We start from the raw sequence: 20,117 nt of genomic DNA, 5'->3' as shown, positions 1-20,117 counted from the left end.
TGTTAGTATGGACCTTCTCCTACTAACATTCACATCCTTTCTCTGTGTAACATTTCCTTCTTGCTCATTATATACTTCTCTTTACCATTTTTTCACACCTTTTTCATATAGCCCTCCTGCTAAAAATATATTATTCTTTTTTTATAACATGTGTAGGGTGACTTATCATTTCTTACGTCTATATAATAGAATGCGTCAAAAAGGAGGGAGAGACCGATTGAGGAAAAACAATTAGTTGAAAAAGCACAACAAGGAAGCGAACATGCTTTTCGTATCCTTGTACAAACATATCGTCATTATATTTTTCAAGTTATCTTTTCTATTTTAAGACATGAAGAAGATGCTAAAGATGTTACACAAGAAGTATTCGTAAAAATTCACGCCTCTCTCCCAAATTATCAATTTCGCGGATTAAAAACGTGGATGGCACGTATTGCCACCAATCACGCTATTGATTATAAGAGAAAAAAAGCTAGAGAAAACGAAGAACTCTCCTTATGTAAAGAAACTGCGGAAAATATAAAATCCTCTCATAATATCGAGGCATTATTATTGACGAAAGAGCAAAAATTACTCATTGCTCAAAAACTGCGAGAACTTCCCGACAATTACCGTGACGTCGTTCTCGCACATTACTTAGAAGAAAAAAGTTATCAAGAAATTGCTTTGCAAGAAAATATTGAAGTGAAAACAGTCGAAATGAAACTGTATCGGGCAAGAAAATGGATTAAAAAACATTGGAAGGAGGAAGAGTTTCTATGATGCATTATTCAAAAGAAGATTGGCGCAATTATACATTAGATGTTATATCAAACAATGAACGTGAATCTATGGAAGAACATCTTTATGAATGTGATCATTGTTTAGCACTTTATATGGAAAGTATTGATGAACAACATGAAAACCTTCCAATGATAAATGATGATTCATTTACGAACGAAGTTATGACGCAAATTAATTTTGAAACACTACAATCTAATGAAAATATAAAAACAAACTCACTAAAGCGCACAATTATTCACTACATAATTGCGACTGCGGCTACAATTATTTTTATGGTAAGTGGTTTATTCCAGTATATTTTCACAGCGACATCAAATTTCGAGAAATCTTCAAAACATAACGAGTCTTCTATCTCACAACAAATTGTAAACAAATCGGTAGACACATCAAAAAAGGACGGAGGTTCAAAGCATGAATAAAAATCCCTTTTTAGCACTTGTGTTAGGGCTAATTCCTGGGCTTGGACATTTATATTTAAAGAAATTTGGACGATTTATTTTATATAGCGGCGGGGCTTTATTTCTATTTATCCTTGCAGCATTTTGTACAATAGCATTAGGAGCGCGTGATATTGCTTTTCTTTCTCTATTTTTACTAGTCGTGTTATGGGCGATCAATTTATTAGATTTAGTTATCACTATTATTAATCAATCGAAAAAACAAGCAGCCGGAGAATTTACAGAGTCCTCTAAAGAAAGCGAACGATTTTATATCATTCTTCTATCAATCATTCCTGGGCTTGGTCATTTTCAATTAGGACTTATGCAACGCGGACTTACATTTTTAGTCGCTTGCACAGGAATCGGAAGTATGATTATATTCGTTGCACTCTTAACATCTCAAGGAAGTTTCCTTATCTTTCTTATTACATTACCTGTTTTATGGATTTATAATTTCTTCGATGTTGTTCAACAACTACAGAAAAAAGAACGCGGCGAGCAATTAGTGGATCGTACTATTTTTGAAGAATTTGAAGAGCACCGAGAACAAGGAAAGAAAAATAAAACATTCGCTTCCATTTTAGCAATGTTTCCTGGAGCAGGACATATGTATTTAGGCTTACAGCGCCGTGGTCTTCAGCTTATGGCAGCCTTTTTACTATCTATTTATTTGCTCGACTTATTAAGACTTTCTGCGTTTTTATTTTTAGTACCAATCATTTGGTTCTATAGCTTTTTTGATGCGTTACAGCAAACTGCAAAATACGGAAAAGAACATGTAAATGACGAACCTATCATTGACTATTTTATCAATCATCAAAGATGGATCGGTATTGGGTTAATTACACTCGGTGGTTATTATTTATTAGATCAAACAGTCCTTCCTATTTTGAATGACTATTTTGCAACTATATTTAATATTCATCTTAGCGAACTATATTATCGCTATTTCCAAACATCTATCGTTGCTCTCCTTTTAATTGGTGGCGGCTTTAAATTGTTACTTGGAAATAAAGAAAACAAAGGTGGTACAAACGAATGAGAACATGGCGCGTTGGAACATTCTCAATGGGGCTCTCCATTATTACATTAGGTTGCTTTTTACTATTTTCAGTCGTAAAAGGAGTTCAAGCATTAGATACATTAACAGCCTGGTGGCCTGTTTTACTTATCATACTTGGCGCTGAAATTTTACTATACCTTCTATTTTCTAAGAAGGAACATTCATTTATTAAATATGATATTTTTAGTATTTTCTTTATCGGAGTTTTAGGAAGTGTTGGAATTGCTTTTTACTGCTTATTATCAACTGGATTGCTAGAAGAAGTTCGTCATTCTATTAACACAACTAGACAAACAAGTAATATTCCAGACGGACAACTTGATATACCTGAATCTATCAAAAAAATCGTAGTGGATGCGGGGCATTACCCTCTAACGATAGAGGGTAATAATACAAATCAAATTCATCTTTTTGGAACATATGAAATGACGACAAAGGCAAATGAAAAACCTAATTTAAAACAAGAGGATTTCCTTTCAGTTCAAACGGCTGGAGAAACGATGTATATAACGTTAAAATCATTACCGGTTCAGCATACGTTTTTTAACTTCGCACCACAGGTGAAACAAACACTCGTTCTTCCGCAAAATAAAAATGTAGAGATCCGCGCTTCGAATAACGAACTATCTCTTTATCCAGGTCAATTACAAAATAATTGGTTTGTACAAAACAGTTCAAACGTATCTGTTCATTTAACTAAAGAAAGTGATGTTTCTTTAACAGCCGTAACAAATCAAAAAGAAACTCACGGAAACACACCTTGGGAACAAGTAGAAGATTTAGCGAAAAAAGAAAATAATTCTTCAGAAGAAAATCCAGAATTAAATGGGCAAGAACATTGGTATAAAAACTCGATAAAAACAGGAAATGGAACGTACAAATTAAATATTGAGAAAGCTTATAATTTAAATATGAGCGTTATCGAAAAATAAGAAACCTTCCACAATTGTGGAAGGTTTTTCTCATATAATCGCTTTTATTCCTTCTAAAATTAATCCAATCATAAAACCACAAACAGCCCCGTTCACACGAATCCACTGCAAATCTTTACCGACATTATTTTCAATCATTTCGATTAATGTTTTATCATCTAACTTATCAAGGTTTTCTTGCACAAGCTTTCCAATTTTCGAATGATTCTTTTCAACAATAGTAACAACTTGTTTTTGTAACCAATCTTCTATTTTTTGAACAGTCAATTCGTCTTCTTTTATTTTATTCATTTGTGTTTGTAAGAATGGAACAACATATTTATCAGCAAATTCTTCATTCTTCACAACAGTAACTGCCCTACTCTGTACTTGCTCTAGCATCTCTTTTATTTTGTCAGTAGCATCCCAATTTGCAATCCATTTTTCTTTCCACTTCTCTAATTCCTGTAATAAAGATTCATTTTCTTTTACATTTATAATCTCTTGACGAATTTTCGCTAATATAAGTTGCCTTGTGCTATTATCTGCATCTTGTAAGCTGTTAATATTGCTAATGATAAACTTCTGCAAAATGCCGCCGATTTTATCCTCATCAACAATATTCATAAACGATTTCAAAGTAAACTGTAGGAATCCATCTACTTTTATGTTTTCCATCGCCTTCATGCCTAAGCTTCCGAGCTGATAACGTGCTTCATCTTGAGCTGTCCAATCTTTCACTTTTACTAATATGTAATCAAGTGTTTTTTCATCATATTCTTGCACTACTAATTGATCCACGAGAACTTGTAATATGTTACTTGTATTAATTGTATGCAAATACGTTTTTAATTCTTTTTCAATAATAACTGCTAATTTTTCCGTATCTATTTGAAGAATCGCTTTCTCAGCAATTGTTACAATCCCTTTTTTCACAGCATCAGACTGTAACTCTTTCTCAGCAATTTGCAGTACCATTTGCGCTAGCTGCATTTCTTTTACTTTACTTGTAATACTGTCTTTCGTCAGCCATTCATTTTCTAACGTAGAAACGAGTCCCTTTGTTACCCGCTTACGATTTTTCGGTAATAATGCTGTATGTGGAATTGGGATTCCCAACGGATGACGGAATAAAGCTGTAACCGCAAACCAATCCGCAAGTCCACCAACTAACCCAGCTTCAAATCCACCTTGTATAATTTCTCCAGCTACCGTTCCTTGAAAAGGGATTGAAGCCGCAAAACCTACGCCCATAACCCCAAGCGAAATACCCGCTATATATTTAGTCTGTAATGACATCGTATACACATCCTCTTATTATGTAAAATAAAGCTTTTTTGTTATATTTATTCGATATTAGCAATCCTTTATATCTATACTATAATGAACTAATGCGAAAATAACAAAGAATTTTATGCACATGAAAAAAATGAGGCTGTAAATAGCCTCATTTTTATTTTAACGTTAATTCCAAACCTTTCTTATAATACCCATTCATCACGTCTTCCGGAACCATACTCCCACCAGTTCCCCACACAATATGAGTACCTTTCTTCACCTTCTCTGTTAACTGTTGTTTTTGTAAATACTCATTTTCAGCTTTACATACATTCAACGGCCCTATCATACCCGCTAATGCAGAAGGCTCTAAATAAATATTTTCAGTATCAGCCAGTTCTTTTAATAATCTATATAACTCCTCATCACTTACTGTGTAATTTCCACTCAAAAATGGTTCCATCGTTTTACCGACAAATCCAGATGGTCTTCCTACCGCAAGTCCATCCGCATCAGTTACATTATCAATCCCGATATCTTGAACGGCGATTTTATCGTGAAGCCCTGTCATTAAACCGAGTAACATACATGGAGAGTGCGTTGGCTCCGCAAAGAAACAGTGTACGTTGTCTTTATACAATAACTTTAAACCAAATGCTACTCCGCCAGGTCCGCCCCCTACTCCGCACGGAAGATAAACGAATAAAGGGTGCTCTTCATCTACTACAATCTCTAACTCTTCTAATTGTTTTTGTAAACGTGACGCTGCTACTGCGTATCCTAAAAATAAATCATGCGAGTTTTCATCATCAACAAAATAACAGCTAGGATCTGCATCTGCTTGCAGTCTTCCTTCTTCTACTGCTTTACTATAATCAGCTTCATATTCAATAACGTTTACACCTTTACTTCTTAATAAATCTTTTTTCCATTCTTTTGCGTCTGCCGACATATGAACAGTCACATTAAAACCTAATTTCGCACTCATAATACCGATGCTAAGCCCTAAATTCCCAGTAGAACCTACTGCAATTGAATACTTCGCAAAAAAATCTCTAAATCTATCACTATCTAAAATTGAATAATCATCTTTCCCTGTTAACATTCCATGCTGAAGTGCCAGTTGCTCTGCATGTTTCAGCACTTCGTATATTCCGCCTCTAGCTTTTATTGATCCTGATATCGGAAGCCCGCTATCACATTTTAATAGTAATTCCCCTAAAATAGGTTTCCCATAACTTTTCTCTAAAGATTGTTTCATAGAAGAGATTTTCACTAAAGGTGATTCTATAATACCGCCTGTTTCTTTCGTTTCAGGAAATACTTTCGCAATATATGGTGCAAAACGCTTTAATCTCTCTTCCGCGTCTTTTACATGTTCTTCATTAAGTGGCGAATTTTTTATTGCTGTTTCATACTTTTCCATATTCGGGTTTACCCAAAATATTTCTTCTGTTGCGATTAAGTTATTTACTAGTGGATATTGCTCTTTTAATGCCTCTATCTCCTTCATTCCTCTTCCTCCTCATATCCTTGTAGATAGCCATATAATAAATTATAATTAAATTAATTTTAATATAGTTTAACATAAATAATTCATTTTAGTTAATTTCAATTTAATTTATTTAAATATAATTTAATAATTATTAAGGAGCATTTATTATGGAAAATATAGATATTGGTAAAAAGATTGAAAAACAAAGAAAAGAAAAAGGATTAACTAGTAAAGAATTAGCAAAGATGGCCGAAATCACACCATCAATGCTTAGTCAAATTGAACGTGGTTCTGCTAACCCTTCTATTCAAACATTAAAGGTACTTGCAAAAGCTCTTGATGTTCCAACATTTAGTTTTTTACTTGAAGAAAATAATACAGACGATTTAATTGTACGTTCTCATAAAAGAAAAAAAATGATTATCGATAATTTATCATATGAATTGTTATCACCTGATTTCACAGGAAATTTAGCAACAGCAATTATGACTATCCCACCAAATACTGCTTCATCAGAAAATGTTCTAGAACATAAAGGTGAAGAATTAGCATTAGTATTAGACGGAAAAATCACATTGCACTTAAATGAAGAAGAATACACATTAGAAACTGGTGATAGCGTAAAAATACCAGCTTATTTAAAACATAAATGGGTAAATCAATTCGAGAAAAATGCGATTGTTTTATTTTCTGTTACTCCGCCGATTTTTTAATTCATATGACGATACAAAAATAGCCATGCTCTCCGTGCATGGCTACTTTTATTTTTTTGGTACTAACAAAATCCCTAGACTAATAACACAAAAACTGAGTATTTGCTGTATTGAAAGACCAAATAGAACTGAATTTTGTTCACTAATAAGTGAAATAATGATATGAGCAATTCCCTCGCAAATTAGAAAAAAGCTTATATTCTTTCCATTTCCTAATCTTTCATTTTTAATCCATAACGAGCCAATTATACCGAGTGCGAGTATAATCTCATACATGAAAATAGGATGATACAAAAATTTTGATTCATATATTTTCATCCCCCACGGCAGTGTCGTTTGTGCACCTACTTCTTGATGGAATATAAAATAAAAGATTATACTCACGCAAAATCCAAAAGGTAATGTATCAAGTAAAATCCGAAGAGAAAATTGCTCTTTTTTACTTTTCCAAACAATATATATACTCGCAATTACGCACCCTACTATAATATGCTGAATACTTCCTACAGCTAATAATGCTGGCATTGGCGCCCCAATGGCCCATACTGGATTTAAAATTGCCGGTGCGAATTTCCATACTAATACAATGATAAGAAAGCCATTCGTTACTGCATCCATCATTTTTTCATATTGAATATTTTGCTTTTTCATCCTTAGTTTCATTAGAGTAAATCCAAATAAACTTCCTATTATAAGAGAAACGGGTTGTAACCTCACCATCCACTCCATCACTATGAAATCCCCTCTTAATTCTCAATTATTTTCTTAAACTTCTCTTCTAATTGATCTGGAGGTAATACACCTCGTGCATGATCTACAATAATTCCATCTTTATTAACAAAAAATGTCGTTGGTAAAGAAAATACTTTATAATCTATTCCAGCTACTCCGTCCATATCTAATAGAACAGGAAATTTAAATCCGTGACGATCTGCAAATGCGCTCGCTTCTTGTACTGGATCCCCGATTGTTGCATTTACCGCAAAGATTTCAACATCCTCCTTATATTTATCATACAAACGAACTAGATCAGGAGCCTCCATTTCACATGGACCACACCATGATGCCCAAAAATTAATAACATATGGTTTTCCCTTTGCATCATTTAACGAATAAAGCTTCCCGTCCAATCCTTTTAATGTTATGTTCGGCGCTTTAAATCCCACTTGTGGTAATACTTCCTTCTCTTGTAACTCCGCTTGTTTCGCTTTTCTTTCTTTTTCTTCTTTCTTAGTATTATAAAAGTTAACTCCTGCCCAAATTAGTGCCCCAGCTAGTATAATAGCAATTAGTTTCTTCACTTTTTTTCCTCCTCATTTCTAAAATCCCGTAAATCCGCCGAATAGACGAATAAAGAACGCTGTAATTTTCGTCATTTGATTTGTATATAATAAAACCCCTGTTAAAATCATCATTCCACCGCCGATTTTCATCATGACATTGGCATAAGTAACAATCCATTTTACCTTTCCAATAAAAAATGCCATCACGAAAAACGGAACTGCAAAGCCAAGAGTATATGCCGTAATATAAAGAAGCGCACTTTCCGGATTGGTCGCCCCGAGCATAAGCACTGCAGAAAATATCGGACCAACACACGGTGTCCATCCTGCTGCATATGTCATGCCGACCAAAACTGAGCGAATATATCCTGTCGATTTACTTCTATACTGCACTTTTTTCTCTGCCATAAGCCACTTAGGCTGAAACAATCCAGTCATAAATAACCCCATCAAAACAATAAAAACCCCACCAATTTGCTGAATCAATCTTTGATTAGATGAAAAAGTAATCCCAATCCAACTCACCGATAAACCTAACGCATAAAATATAACCGAGAAACCGATCATAAAAAATACTGTATGTATAATCGCTGACTTTTGCATAATCCCACGATTTTCTTTTAAATCTTGAATAGACACACCTGTAATATATGATAAATAAGATGGATATAGCGGTAAAGAACATGGTGATATAAATGAAAGTATCCCAGCCCCTACTACTAGCCAAATTGTTAAATCCGCCGCATTCATTTTATCCCTCCTAAACGCACTACAATGCGTAGTGTTAATTATTAAAAAAAGAGGCTATATGCACTCTCCGACAATAAGTACAATCGACATACAAAATAGCCCTAACGTTACATATACTGAATTTGTATGTAATGGCATATTCAGCTTAACAACTTTCTCATTCAACACTTGCTCAATTCGTAAATTAATTGCGGTTTTCGCAAACGACGCTGTAATACATTGATTTTCCATCGTCTTTATTTTAATTAACTTTAATAATGCACTACCTAGCTCAAATGAAGATTTCATTTTTTGCATCGCATATTTATCTGCTGATAGCTCTTGATATACATGATAACGCTGCAACATCCCTTTTAATATAGGAATATACATCATTCCCTCAGCTAACAATGTAAAGAAAAATAACTTTAATGGATCTCGATTTTTTTGATGATATTCCTCATGTAATACAATCGCATCAATTTCTTCCTCAGAAAATGCCTGAAACATTCCTTCTGAAATGACAATTTTCGGTCGAAATAATCCAATTGTAAATGCCGTAATCTGTAACGTTGATAATACGTACACTTGCTTTCCTTTTCTAGTAATAGACACGAGATTTCTTTTCAATCTTTTACTATAAAAAAATTGCTTCCAAATTCTTTTACTCATAATGATTACAGTAAATAACAGTAATCCGGCTATCATTATACGAAGTATTGATAGTTCCCTCATATGTTTTTGTAATTCAAATAAACAAAATTGAGAAAGGAAAAATGCTTTATTTTGAAAAAGAAATGGGTATGTAACGTAGTATACTAACATGCTTAAAAAAAGCACACTAATAGTCACTGCTAACAAAACGATTTTACGCATTTGCCACTTCATTTTATCGGTCCTCTTTTTTTAGCCGACTTAATTTCTCTTCTAATTTTTTTATTAAAGATGGATCAGCTTGTTCTAACTCATCTATCATATGGTTCACAACAAGATCTCCAAATTCACCCATTAATTCCTGTGTCATTTTCTTCGTTTGATTAGATAAAAATTCTTCCTTCGTTTGTGTAGTACGATACATACCACTTCTTTTCACAATATGCTTTTCTAAATGTGCTTTCTCTACTAATCTGTTCATAACTGTCATTACAGTATTAAAATTCACCGGGGATTCTTCACTTAATCTCTGTTGCACATCTTTAATGGTAATACCCTCAGTAGCCCAAACAATTTCCATTATTTTCGCTTCAAGCGGTCCGAAAAAGTGATTTAACCCTTGCTCATTTAACTTGTAGTTTTGAGTAAACATCGTATGGCCCCTTTCACACTACAGATTGTAGTATAAAATATATAGAAGGTCAAACATAAATGATATTAACTGATACTTAAATGAATCCTAATCTCCACTAATTAGTTATCTGTACCACGTTCGATTCATTGTAAACCTAACTTCTCTCCAAATGTATCATAGAGATAATATTCTAATATTTGCACACTAAATTTCTCATTACGCCCAAGTGCAAATAATTCCCGATCTTTAGCTACGATAGTATCTAATGGAATCACCACATTATCCACTATTTTTGTAATTTCAATTATATTACTTTCTACGTTTACTTCTGTTTTAAATTCAATATTTTCTAATACTATATGTGAACGTCTTCCTGATGCAAAAAAAGTAAAGTTAGGGTTTTTAAAAATTCCAATTTCACTCTCTAACGGATATAAATATTTATAAATTATATCTCTGTGTCCATCTTTTATTATTTTTTCATCTTTTTCATCATCTAAATATTCTTTCACCTTCGCTGCGAACTCAAATCGAAAATCCACTCTTTCACGCTCCCTCTTTTTAGTCTACGCTAATAAATATATTAATATAATTTAACTATATTATAAAATAAGTTCCTATAAAAAGTAAAAAACACTTTTGTAAAACTTTTGGTATTCCCTGTACTTTTTAAATATAAATACTCTTTCAACATTCATTAGTACGTCGTTATATTCATTTAAACATATTGTCCCCATATTTTGAAACAATATTTTCCAGTATTATATATCAATAAAGTGAAACTTTAATCAATGGGGATTTTGTTCATCCCCCATTGATTATTAGCCCACACCAATCGGGCGTTTACGGGCAGCAGGGCTCCCACCTAACTGCTTTGCTCCAATCGAATTTTGAGGCGGGAGTTTACTGCCCGCAAATAGCGGGATAAACTGCTTCTAATTCCTTTCTATCCACAGCTATCGACTCCTTATGCTATTTCAATATATTGTTCACTTTATTTCCCCTTATTCATTAAATCACAGAAGGAATGTAACTCCCCACTATCGAATTTTTACATAACAAATATTATTAGGTGGTGCTTTACTATGAAATTAGCTGTCATTGGTGGCGGTGATTTACAAGATCCAAATCACTTGCATATTAATGAACGACTTATAGAATTAACGAATAAACAATACCCAAAAGTATTATTCATTCCTACAGCTAGTCGTGATGATGAAGGATATATAAAGTTATTTTTAGCAACATTTGAAAAGCAATTACATTGTGAGGTTCAAATTTTACGCATTTCAACCGAAACACCTACTAAATATGAAATAGATGAGATGATTCATTCTGCCGATTTAATTTACCTTGGCGGTGGAAATTACGTTCACATGCTTGAACAATGGAAAGAACATAAACTAGATGAAAAGTTACTATTTGCTTTAAAACGTGGAACACTTATTGCAGGATATAGTGCCGGTGCTATGTGCTGGTTCACATCTAGCATTCGTTCAGATTATGAAGGTTCCGGTTATATAGAAAGTAGTGGCTGGGGTATTGTTAACAAAAGATTTTGCCCCCATTACAATCAATTAAATAGAATGAATGCCTTCCATACGTTTTTACAAACACACCAAGGTAATATAGAAGGTATTGCATTAGAAGATAATTGCGCTTTATATATTACAGAAGGTTCATTTGAAATTATCGGTGAGCCAGATACAGCTTGGGAGTTTTATATGAATAATGGAGAACTCATTAGACAACATTTTGACATAACTTTAAAAAGTTATTTATAAGCATTCATAAAAAAATGTCCCTAAGTATAATGACTTAGGGACATTTTCATCTTTTAACTCACTAATCGTGTAATTCGTTTCTTCTGCCATGAAAGCTTATAATATGCATACTGTAATATTAAGCTGACGATGAATGCAGCTGGATACCCAATCCATATCCCTTCTATTCCAAGGCTCGTATGGTAAGAAAGATAATACGCCACAGGTACTTCAACAAGCCAAATTGATACAACACTGATTACAGTTGGCCATAATACAGTACCACTTGCTCGCATTGTCGCACTAATAATTTGTGCATGACCGAAAATTAAGTAGCTCCATAATGTAATCATGATTAGACTATGAGCAATGTCAATTGTATTTTGACTTGTTAAAAATAGTGCTAAAATATCTCTTGAGAACAAGTAAATAAGAGATATTAATACACCACCAATGATATAATTCATAATAATTCCGGCCTTAACAACTTTCTGTAATCGATCAAATTGGTTCGCACCAATTGATTGCGCTGCAAAAATTGATACCGTAATGCCGAGGCTAACCGCTGGCATTTGTACATAACTTGCAACTTGGTTCACAACGCCATACGCCGCTGTTGCATCTGAACCGTACCGATTTACAAATGCGATTACCGCGATCTCTGATAATGAAACTAATATCATATTAATACTCGCTGGAATACCGAGGCGTAACAATAATTTTAATAACTCCCAGTCCATACGAAGATATTTTCTTACTGTCCCGTCTAATTGTAGTGGATGATTTTTCTTCTTTAAATACACTAGCATGACAATAAACGTAATAACTGTAGATATAACTGAAGCATAGGCTGCTCCGTAAACATCTAATTTCGGAGCTCCTAACCAGCCAAAAATAAGAATTGGTAATAAAATCATATTTAGCGCTGTACTTACGATTAAAAAGTAAAATGGCGTTTTTGAATCTCCTGTACCTCTCATAAATGTTGTATATGCAAAATATAAGAATAACACTGGCATAGATATAAATAAAATTCTTGCGTAATGCACACTTATTTCAATAATATTTTCTGGCGTTCCCATAAGACGCATAATATCCATCGCAAAAATACTACCTATTATCGCCAACACGACTCCGATAATAAAAGTAAACGTAAGCGTCGTACCAACGATAGCTTTTAAGCGCTCCTCATTTTTAGCACCAAATGCCTGACCAATTAAAATTGAACTACCAGAACCAATTCCAATTACAAATGAAACTAGTAAGAAAAATAACGGGAAAAATGCCGATATAGCTGCTAGATCATTTACGCCAAGCCATCTTCCTACTACTACCATTCCAAATAACTGTCCAACTGACTGTAATACATTACTTAAAAGTAACGGCACTAAAAACATGGACATCGATTTCCATATCGGCTTATGTTCCGTTTCTGACTTCTGTGACTCTACACCTTCTTTATCGTTATCTGTAGGTGGTTTCAAATTTCATTTCTCCTTTTATTTAAAATCTGCACGGTTAAATCCGTGCTCAAATAATTGTAATTACTCCAACCATTTCTATACTGTTTGCTCGTCAAAGTAATTGCTTCTTCTACTCACTATTTTCAAATTCATCATAGAACTTTAACATATTTTTCGTATCTGTAATCCTCAATCTCTTTGTATAGTTGTTTTTATTATGTGCATCTATTCATTTTCTTCTCTTCATTCTTATAACTTCACCCAATATTGGCTTCCATCAGCTGTTCTATCTAAAAAACCATATTCGATTAAATATCTTCTCAAAGTTACAAAATCCGGATATATATTTTCTAAAACTGTATTTACTTCTTTTTCAGTATACTTTTTATTACTATCGAATTTCTTCACTAAATGACGTAATATAATTAATTTCCGCTTTTGCTTTTTCGGAAATTTAGAAAGCGGTCCATCCAAACCTTCTGTAAAATGCGCTGTTAAAACTTCAGCATTTTCTTCCTCTGTAATATTGTATCGATCATCCACCATCGTAGCTGTTCTATGAATCGGTACAAATTTAGTTTGAACTTTTGATTTTTCTTCTGACAATTCCATTAACGCTAAAAATACTTTCGCTTGCTTCATTTTCTCGCGCAATGTAAATCGATGATTGCGAATCGTCGATGTGCTCCCGCCATCCATTTCTTTTACAATCTCTTTATCGTTAAGTCCCATATGGAAAAACTGAACCATTTTCTTTTGCAAATCAGTTAAGCCTGTAAACTTTTTATCAAGATTTAATAAATATTCAAACATAGATGTATGCTCATTTTGAATATGCAACTGTACAAACTTCTCTGCTTCATACAAAACTTGATTTTCTTGATAAATAACCCCTTTAATAAACGTTTCTCCACAAGCTAAACAAACATACTCCTCTGCTTCCTCGTCAAATACATACCCTTTCTTCAATTCCTCTATCGACGCATCCCAAAACTTCTCTGAAATATCACTCATACTAAACATTCCTCCAAAAGGTTTATTAAAACCATAAACAAATTACGATAACGTTTATTACCACTCCATCATCTTACCATACAAAAAGCAAACAATTCAATATTTCGTTTACCCATTTTACAAACTTTTATAAAAATATCTATTTATACGTTATAAAAAGGACTTATCCCAACAAACAGCGAATATGTTTTTAGAAACCACTTATTATTAAGATGTGAAATATGCTGTTCAATATTTAAGTGCTACAAACCTAATTCAACATGGAACCGGCATTCACACATTCCAAAACTTCAGCATTCAATTTTAACTACAAAAAAGGTGTTTCCATATACGAAAACACCTTTTACCTTTTATATATTTTATAAACAACCTCTACTAAAACTTTACTTGCTTTTACAAATACATGTTTTCGATTTCCATCCTCAACGAATCTATTTGAACAACCACTAATCATCATACAACTAATTATGACTATTACTTTAATACTTTTTCTGCAAATCATTTTATGCAACTCCACTTTTGAAAACTCCATTCAAATTTACCTCATCAAAAAAAGTTTACACGAATAATGAAACGTAAGAATATGTAATGTTGCATATTTTTACGTTTCATTACAATATTGTGATTTAATTATTTTAATGACTGGTATACCGAGGTGATTTACTTGAAATTTAAAGCGAAAAAAAATCCATTTCATATCATTTTAATCTCATTGTTTTTAGTCGTTTTTTTCATTTCTCTATTCTTTCAAAATGAGAATTCTATTTTTTTCACTCTCATGATGCTCTTAAATATCGTGAATCTCTCTTCTTTCTATTTTTCTCATTACAAAATAACGGAATCCGCCCTTATTGTTAAACATGGTTTCATACTCCGTACTGAAATTCCATTTGAAAATATACGCCACATTAAATACTCTGGTAAAAAGCTTCGTTCAGAAAATTGGACAAGACAACAAATAGAAATTCATTATAATTTATTCGACTCAGTAACATCTTTCGTACCACAAGAAGAGGAGAAATTCATTTCACTCTTAAAAGAAAACTGGCCAAATGTGAAAATAATCAATAGTACCTCAAATGAATAATTTTGTTTGAGACAGTTCAATGCTATTAGGATAACTATATAAGAATTGAATATCCTCCCCAAGTAAAACCGCTGTGTACATATTTATTCTCCCCTCAGGCTAACTCCCCAATAGTTAGTCTGTTTTTTATTACATAAAGATACTACGCCTTCATCACAAACAAACGATACGAACATACACTATTTCTAGAAAAACAAACTACTACACAAAATGAATGAAAGGTGCTTATTATGTATGAGTTAAGTTATGAAGGATTAACAGGTGAAATTATTACAAGATATGATTGTGAGTACGAAGAAGCTAGACAAGAATGGAATCGGGCTATTCAAAAGTTTCCTTTAGCTATCATTTATTGTTTTACGAAATGGGATGTTAGTAATGCGATTATTTGGGCGAGAAAAAATGAAATCGCTATTCGCATTCGTTCTGGTGGACACCATTACGAAGGATATTCTGTCGGAAACAATGTCCTCGTAATTGATATAAGTAAAATGAACTGTATGCAGCTTAATGAACATAAAAATACATTAGTCATTCAAGGTGGTGCTCAAAATAAACAAGTCTATGACTTTATCTCTTCAAAAGGTTATCCATTTCCAGGAGGAACTTGTCCAACTGTTGGAGTAAGTGGATACACTTTAGGTGGAGGTTGGGACTATTCTAGTAGGTATTTCGGCCTTGGTTGTGACAATTTAATAGAGTTAGAATTAATTGACTATAAAGGTAAAGTAATTACAGCTAATGAAACTTGCCATAAAGACTTATTTTGGGCTTGTCGCGGGGCAGGTGGCGGAAATTTTGGCATCGTTGTTTCGCTAACTTTTAAGCTTCCTCCAATAGTTGATAAATTTACTTTCGTTGAACTATATTGGCCTAACGCTTCAGTAGACATCCAAAAGGAATTTCTTCACACATGGCAAAGCTGGCTAGTAAATTTAAATAGTAAGATGACAATCGGTGCGAGCATATACAACTCTGCTGTGGAAGGACTTGCAATATATGGACGAGGTTTATATTACGGTACCCCAGAAGATGCAGCGTTCATTCTACAAGATTTACTCAATATAAACGGGGTGAAGATGAATTTACAATATATCAGTTTTCTTGAAGCAATGGCCATTGTAGAATCTTCATATCCCTCGTCTGAACAATTTAAATCTACAGGCCGGTTCGTTCATAAACAATATAACGAGGAAGAAATCGAAACAATTATTAGTCTTATTAAAGATAGAGCTTCCGGCAGTATTTTTGCAGCTATAAGTCTCTATCCCCTTGGAGGAAAAATTCAAGATGTAGGTAAAGATGCGAGCGCTTTTTATTACCGCGATGCACATTATATTCTAGGAATCCAAACTATATGGGAAGATCCGATTGTTAAAAAGGATAATTCCCAATGGTTAGAAAGCCGATTTGACTATATAGAATCTATAACAGAAGGCTCATTCATCAATTTCCCATACAGCGATTTGAAAGATTATATGAACGCTTATTACGGGACACATGCGAACAAATTAAGAAAAATCAGTAAAAAATATGACCCTTTATGTGTATTTACTTTTCCGCAAGGAATTAAAAATTAATATGCGATAAAGTGAAACTTTAATCAGTGGGGTTTTGTTCATCCCCCACTGATTATTAGCCTTCACCAATCGGGCGTTTATGGGCAGCAGGGCTCCCACCTAACTTCTTTGCTGCAGCCGAATTTTGAGGTAGGAGCCCTGCTGCCCGGCAAATAGCGGGATAAAAAAGCCAAGATTCTAAATTAAGAATCTTGGCCTCTTCTATTATTCTTTCGGAGCAATCATTTTTTTCGGATCTACAATCTCATCAAATTGCTCTTCTGTTAGTAGTCCAGATTGCAATGCTGCTTCTTTTAAAGTTAACCCTTCTTTATGGGCATGCTTCGCAATTTTCGCGGCATTTTCATACCCGATATGTGGGTTTAGCGCTGTTACAAGCATTAATGAACGATTTACATTTTCATTAATTACTTCTTCATCTGCTTCAATACCAACTGCACATTTATCATTAAACGAAACAGTTGCATCAGCTAATAAGTGAGCAGATTGCAGGAAGTTGTAAGCAATAACTGGTTTGAATACGTTTAGCTCAAAATTACCTTGGCTCGCAGCAAATCCGATTGTTGTGTCATTCCCCATAACTTGTGCTACAACCATTGTTAATGCTTCACTTTGCGTTGGATTTACTTTACCTGGCATAATAGAGCTTCCTGGTTCATTTGCAGGGATAATAATTTCCCCAAGACCACTTCGTGGACCACTTGCAAGCCAGCGCACATCGTTAGCTATCTTCATTAAATCAGCAGCTAATGCTTTTAATGCTCCATGTGCAAATACAACTTCATCATGGCTCGTTAACGCATGGAATTTATTTGGTGCAGAAACAAATTGTTTACCTGTAAACAGACTAATTTCTTCCGCTACCATCTCACCAAATTTAGGGTGCGCATTAATTCCAGTTCCAACCGCAGTACCACCAATTGCTAATTCTTTCATATATGTATTGCTATCTGCAATCATACGCTCTGTTTTTTCAAGCATACGGTGCCATCCGCTAATTTCTTGTCCTAACGTTAAAGGTGTTGCATCTTGTAAATGCGTACGACCGATTTTAATAATATGTTCAAATGCAGTTACTTTTTCTGCTAATGTTTCTTTTAATTTCGTAATAGCTGGCAATACATGATTTTCTACCGCAATTACACACGCTACATGAAGTGCTGTTGGGAACGTATCATTGGAACTTTGAGACATGTTCACGTCATCATTCGGATGAATATGTACGTCAGATCCCTTTTCTTTCAAAATTTGATTACCGCGGTTTGCAATTACTTCATTTACATTCATATTCGATTGTGTACCACTACCCGTTTGCCATACGACAAGTGGAAAATGTTCATTCCATTTTTCTGCGATAACTTCATCAGCAGCTTCCACAATTGCTTGCGTCTTCTCTTCTGATAGCTTTCCTAATTTTTGATTACTAAGCGCTGCACTCTTCTTTAAAATCGCAAATGCTTTTACAATTTCAAGCGGCATATGCTCTGTTCCAATCGGGAAATTTTCCTTACTACGCTGCGTTTGTGCTGCCCATAATTTATCAGCTGGAACTTTCATTTCTCCTAATGTATCTCTTTCAATTCTGTACTCCATTTTTTCATCCCCTTGAAAATAAAATACCTACATCTTTTATTTTAACAGACTTTCCATCAAATGATAAGAATTCTCATTGATACATATAAAAAAAATTACCTTCCGCCACCGCAGAAGGTAATTTTTTATGATGCTTGCTTTCCTTTATCCGCATCATCTACATACCAAATGAACTTGCCTGTATATCCATAAATAACTGCTAAAATGAGTGATACGAAGCTTAGCCACATAAATGGAACGTATGATAATGTTGATACACCTAAAATACCAGCCATAAAAATACCATTATCAGACCATGGAACCATACCAGAAGTCAAAGTTCCACCTACTTCTGAGTTACGTGCTAATACGCGGCGATCTATTTTTAATTTATCATAGCTTTCTTCCATAATTTTTGGTGTTAAAATAAGTGATACGTACATCGCACAACCAAATATGTTAGCTAAAAACGCAACGATTAATGTAGACAATGTTACATTACCTGCAGAATTTAATTTCTTCTCAAATTTCGATACGATTACCTTTAGAACACCTAACTTTTCAAGTAATCCACCAAAACCTAATCCGAAAATAATAACAGCTACTGAACCAAGCATACCATTAATTCCACCACGGTTTAATAACTTATCGACAAACTCGACACCAGATTGAATTGAGAATCCGTTATATGCTGTTCCAATTGCCTCTCCAAAGTTCATTCCTTGGAAAAGTGTTGCCCAAATTGCACCAATTAAAGCTCCCATAGCAATTGTTGGCATAGATGGTTTCTTCATCGCCAATAGCACAATAACAATTACCGCTGGAACAAGCATCCATATTTTAATATCAAAGTGCTTTAATAAAGATTCTTTTAAAAACTCAACTCTATTTAAATCTACATTATCCCCGCCATACATCCATCCAGCAACAGTAAACATAATGCTGGTAATAATATAAGCTGGAACGTCTAATACGAGCATAGCTCGAACGTGAGCAATAACATCTACTTTCGCCATAGAAGCTGCAAGAACTGTGCTATCAGAAAGTGGTGATAATTTGTCTCCGAAATAAGCTCCTGAAAGGACTGCACCCGCAACAAGCGGAAGTGGTAATCCAAGCCCTTCACCTATCGCCATCATAGCAATACCTGCAGTTCCAACTGTTCCCCATGATGTTCCTGTCGCGATAGAAGTGATTGAACAAATAATTAAAGTTGCCAATAAGAATATGCTAGGGTGAATGAATTCTAATCCATAATAAATTAATGTAGGTACAACCCCACCAGCAATCCACGTTCCAATTAAAGCCCCAACTGCAACTAAAATAAGAATTGCTTCTAATCCATTAGAAATCCCTTTCGTAATTGCATCTTGCAATTCTTGATAACGAAATCCTAATCTTAATCCAAGCGCAATAACTAAAAACCATGAAATAAATAGCGCTAATTGAATTGGGAGATCAAAAATCGTTTGGAAGGAAAAGACGACAGCAAGAAATAGGCATAAAAGAATAATAATTTCTAGCATCGATGGTAATCTTACACTTTTCATTTTTTTCTCTCCTTACAAGTCGATAACATGATGTATGTAGTCTTACGTGTATGTAGTATACAATTAGCGAAGACAAAACAAAATTTTCATATTATTTCGATTTAT

At 34.0% G+C, this 20,117-nt stretch carries 21 protein-coding genes; 8 read left to right on the top strand and 13 right to left on the bottom strand.

Translation table 11 applies throughout. From position 1 onward, the window contains the following. Positions 1-216: 216 nt before the first annotated feature. The 4 genes from NSQ08_RS07425 to exsE are packed head-to-tail and all read left to right on the top strand — an operon-like array spanning position 217 to position 3,218. Entirely contained in the window at positions 217-762 is a 546-nt protein-coding gene (locus NSQ08_RS07425; RefSeq protein ID WP_307838321.1) for an RNA polymerase sigma factor, read from the top strand. Further along, positions 759-1,202, top strand: coding sequence for a hypothetical protein (locus NSQ08_RS07420; RefSeq protein ID WP_002086380.1), 444 nt, complete (start codon positions 759-761; stop codon positions 1,200-1,202). The genes NSQ08_RS07425 and NSQ08_RS07420 overlap by 4 nt, the downstream gene beginning before the upstream one ends. Next, a complete protein-coding gene (locus NSQ08_RS07415; protein WP_340773068.1) occupies positions 1,195-2,265 on the top strand; it encodes a hypothetical protein in 1,071 nt (356 codons plus the stop codon). Before NSQ08_RS07420 ends, NSQ08_RS07415 begins: the two co-directional genes overlap by 8 nt. Further along, positions 2,262-3,218 (top strand): exosporium protein ExsE, encoded by a 957-nt coding sequence (gene exsE, locus NSQ08_RS07410; protein WP_340773066.1) that lies wholly within the window; start codon positions 2,262-2,264, stop codon positions 3,216-3,218. Before NSQ08_RS07415 ends, exsE begins: the two co-directional genes overlap by 4 nt. Positions 3,219-3,248: 30 nt before the next feature. On the opposite strand, the gene NSQ08_RS07405 is transcribed toward exsE, so the two are convergent. After that, entirely contained in the window at positions 3,249-4,496 is a 1,248-nt protein-coding gene (locus tag NSQ08_RS07405) for a DUF445 domain-containing protein (protein ID WP_340773062.1), read from the bottom strand. A 154-nt stretch (positions 4,497-4,650) separates the two neighbouring features. After that, the gene (locus NSQ08_RS07400) at positions 4,651-5,988 is read right to left on the bottom strand and encodes a D-serine ammonia-lyase (RefSeq protein ID WP_340773059.1); all 1,338 of its coding nucleotides are present in this window, start codon (positions 5,986-5,988) and stop codon (positions 4,651-4,653) included. Positions 5,989-6,137: 149 nt separating this feature from the next. On the opposite strand from NSQ08_RS07400, the gene NSQ08_RS07395 reads away from it, so the two are divergent. Next, positions 6,138-6,683 (top strand): helix-turn-helix domain-containing protein, encoded by a 546-nt coding sequence (locus NSQ08_RS07395; RefSeq protein WP_002141215.1) that lies wholly within the window; start codon positions 6,138-6,140, stop codon positions 6,681-6,683. Between the two features lie 48 nt (positions 6,684-6,731). Here NSQ08_RS07395 and NSQ08_RS07390 read toward each other — a convergent pair whose 3' ends face one another. The 6 genes from NSQ08_RS07390 to NSQ08_RS07365 all read right to left on the bottom strand — a co-directional run bounded on the left by NSQ08_RS07390 (position 6,732) and on the right by NSQ08_RS07365 (position 10,525). Then, positions 6,732-7,412, bottom strand: coding sequence for a prolipoprotein diacylglyceryl transferase family protein (locus tag NSQ08_RS07390; RefSeq protein ID WP_176280911.1), 681 nt, complete (start codon positions 7,410-7,412; stop codon positions 6,732-6,734). Between the two features lie 17 nt (positions 7,413-7,429). Next, on the bottom strand, positions 7,430-7,984 hold the full coding sequence (locus tag NSQ08_RS07385; protein ID WP_002031090.1) for a TlpA family protein disulfide reductase: 555 nt from the start codon (positions 7,982-7,984) through the stop codon (positions 7,430-7,432). A gap of 18 nt (positions 7,985-8,002) precedes the next feature. After that, the gene (gene ccdA / locus NSQ08_RS07380; protein WP_002031088.1) at positions 8,003-8,716 is read right to left on the bottom strand and encodes a cytochrome c-type biogenesis protein CcdA; all 714 of its coding nucleotides are present in this window, start codon (positions 8,714-8,716) and stop codon (positions 8,003-8,005) included. A 54-nt stretch (positions 8,717-8,770) separates the two neighbouring features. After that, entirely contained in the window at positions 8,771-9,583 is an 813-nt protein-coding gene (locus tag NSQ08_RS07375; RefSeq protein WP_002012264.1) for a M56 family metallopeptidase, read from the bottom strand. Position 9,584: 1 nt separating this feature from the next. Continuing rightward, positions 9,585-10,001: a BlaI/MecI/CopY family transcriptional regulator gene (locus NSQ08_RS07370; RefSeq protein WP_002031086.1), complete on the bottom strand. Its 417-nt coding sequence runs from the start codon at positions 9,999-10,001 to the stop codon at positions 9,585-9,587. Between the two features lie 125 nt (positions 10,002-10,126). Further along, a complete protein-coding gene (locus NSQ08_RS07365; protein ID WP_002031084.1) occupies positions 10,127-10,525 on the bottom strand; it encodes a DUF3942 family protein in 399 nt (132 codons plus the stop codon). Between the two features lie 543 nt (positions 10,526-11,068). Here NSQ08_RS07365 and NSQ08_RS07360 point away from each other — a divergent pair. Next, the gene (locus tag NSQ08_RS07360) at positions 11,069-11,767 is read left to right on the top strand and encodes a peptidase E (protein WP_002031081.1); all 699 of its coding nucleotides are present in this window, start codon (positions 11,069-11,071) and stop codon (positions 11,765-11,767) included. Between the two features lie 53 nt (positions 11,768-11,820). Here the strand turns inward: NSQ08_RS07360 and NSQ08_RS07355 are convergent, their stop codons facing one another. The 3 genes from NSQ08_RS07355 to NSQ08_RS07345 form a co-directional block, all read right to left on the bottom strand. After that, positions 11,821-13,230: an MATE family efflux transporter gene (locus NSQ08_RS07355; protein WP_061688931.1), complete on the bottom strand. Its 1,410-nt coding sequence runs from the start codon at positions 13,228-13,230 to the stop codon at positions 11,821-11,823. A 228-nt stretch (positions 13,231-13,458) separates the two neighbouring features. Continuing rightward, complete coding sequence (locus NSQ08_RS07350; RefSeq protein WP_002086396.1) at positions 13,459-14,223, bottom strand: DUF2087 domain-containing protein; 765 nt, start codon at positions 14,221-14,223, stop codon at positions 13,459-13,461. 343 nt (positions 14,224-14,566) lie between these two features. Beyond that, positions 14,567-14,755 (bottom strand): hypothetical protein, encoded by a 189-nt coding sequence (locus tag NSQ08_RS07345; protein WP_012260704.1) that lies wholly within the window; start codon positions 14,753-14,755, stop codon positions 14,567-14,569. 132 nt (positions 14,756-14,887) lie between these two features. On the opposite strand from NSQ08_RS07345, the gene NSQ08_RS07340 reads away from it, so the two are divergent. After that, on the top strand, positions 14,888-15,310 hold the full coding sequence (locus NSQ08_RS07340; protein ID WP_033708974.1) for a PH domain-containing protein: 423 nt from the start codon (positions 14,888-14,890) through the stop codon (positions 15,308-15,310). A gap of 230 nt (positions 15,311-15,540) precedes the next feature. Then, complete coding sequence (locus NSQ08_RS07335) at positions 15,541-16,890, top strand: FAD-dependent oxidoreductase (protein ID WP_340773038.1); 1,350 nt, start codon at positions 15,541-15,543, stop codon at positions 16,888-16,890. Between the two features lie 204 nt (positions 16,891-17,094). On the opposite strand, the gene fumC is transcribed toward NSQ08_RS07335, so the two are convergent. Both fumC and nhaC read right to left on the bottom strand, forming a co-directional pair. Next, the gene (gene fumC / locus NSQ08_RS07330) at positions 17,095-18,483 is read right to left on the bottom strand and encodes a class II fumarate hydratase (RefSeq protein WP_002035171.1); all 1,389 of its coding nucleotides are present in this window, start codon (positions 18,481-18,483) and stop codon (positions 17,095-17,097) included. A gap of 125 nt (positions 18,484-18,608) precedes the next feature. Then, positions 18,609-20,012: a Na+/H+ antiporter NhaC gene (gene nhaC / locus NSQ08_RS07325; RefSeq protein WP_002135474.1), complete on the bottom strand. Its 1,404-nt coding sequence runs from the start codon at positions 20,010-20,012 to the stop codon at positions 18,609-18,611. Between the last annotated feature and the right edge of the window lie 105 nt (positions 20,013-20,117).

This window comes from Bacillus sp. FSL E2-8887 (assembly GCF_038007205.1).
GTDB classification, from domain to species: Bacteria; Bacillota; Bacilli; order Bacillales; family Bacillaceae_G; genus Bacillus_A; species Bacillus_A mycoides.
Note: the sequence above shows the minus strand (reverse complement) of the source record. Positions and strands in the feature narration are given on the sequence as shown.

Bases quoted from the DNA above. Each gene is read 5' to 3' on its own strand.
- NSQ08_RS07420 (WP_002086380.1), top strand. From the start codon at position 759: ATGATGCATTATTCAAAAGAAGATTGGCGCAATTATACATTAGATGTT.
- NSQ08_RS07415 (WP_340773068.1), top strand. From the start codon at position 1,195: ATGAATAAAAATCCCTTTTTAGCACTTGTGTTAGGGCTAATTCCTGGG.
- exsE (WP_340773066.1), top strand. From the start codon at position 2,262: ATGAGAACATGGCGCGTTGGAACATTCTCAATGGGGCTCTCCATTATT.
- NSQ08_RS07405 (WP_340773062.1), bottom strand. From the start codon at position 4,496: ATGTCATTACAGACTAAATATATAGCGGGTATTTCGCTTGGGGTTATG.
- NSQ08_RS07400 (WP_340773059.1), bottom strand. From the start codon at position 5,988: ATGAAGGAGATAGAGGCATTAAAAGAGCAATATCCACTAGTAAATAAC.
- NSQ08_RS07395 (WP_002141215.1), top strand. From the start codon at position 6,138: ATGGAAAATATAGATATTGGTAAAAAGATTGAAAAACAAAGAAAAGAA.
- NSQ08_RS07390 (WP_176280911.1), bottom strand. From the start codon at position 7,412: ATGGAGTGGATGGTGAGGTTACAACCCGTTTCTCTTATAATAGGAAGT.
- ccdA (WP_002031088.1), bottom strand. From the start codon at position 8,716: ATGAATGCGGCGGATTTAACAATTTGGCTAGTAGTAGGGGCTGGGATA.
- NSQ08_RS07375 (WP_002012264.1), bottom strand. From the start codon at position 9,583: ATGAAGTGGCAAATGCGTAAAATCGTTTTGTTAGCAGTGACTATTAGT.
- NSQ08_RS07370 (WP_002031086.1), bottom strand. From the start codon at position 10,001: ATGTTTACTCAAAACTACAAGTTAAATGAGCAAGGGTTAAATCACTTT.
- NSQ08_RS07360 (WP_002031081.1), top strand. From the start codon at position 11,069: ATGAAATTAGCTGTCATTGGTGGCGGTGATTTACAAGATCCAAATCAC.
- NSQ08_RS07350 (WP_002086396.1), bottom strand. From the start codon at position 14,223: ATGAGTGATATTTCAGAGAAGTTTTGGGATGCGTCGATAGAGGAATTG.
- NSQ08_RS07345 (WP_012260704.1), bottom strand. From the start codon at position 14,755: ATGGAGTTTTCAAAAGTGGAGTTGCATAAAATGATTTGCAGAAAAAGT.
- NSQ08_RS07335 (WP_340773038.1), top strand. From the start codon at position 15,541: ATGTATGAGTTAAGTTATGAAGGATTAACAGGTGAAATTATTACAAGA.
- fumC (WP_002035171.1), bottom strand. From the start codon at position 18,483: ATGGAGTACAGAATTGAAAGAGATACATTAGGAGAAATGAAAGTTCCA.
- nhaC (WP_002135474.1), bottom strand. From the start codon at position 20,012: ATGAAAAGTGTAAGATTACCATCGATGCTAGAAATTATTATTCTTTTA.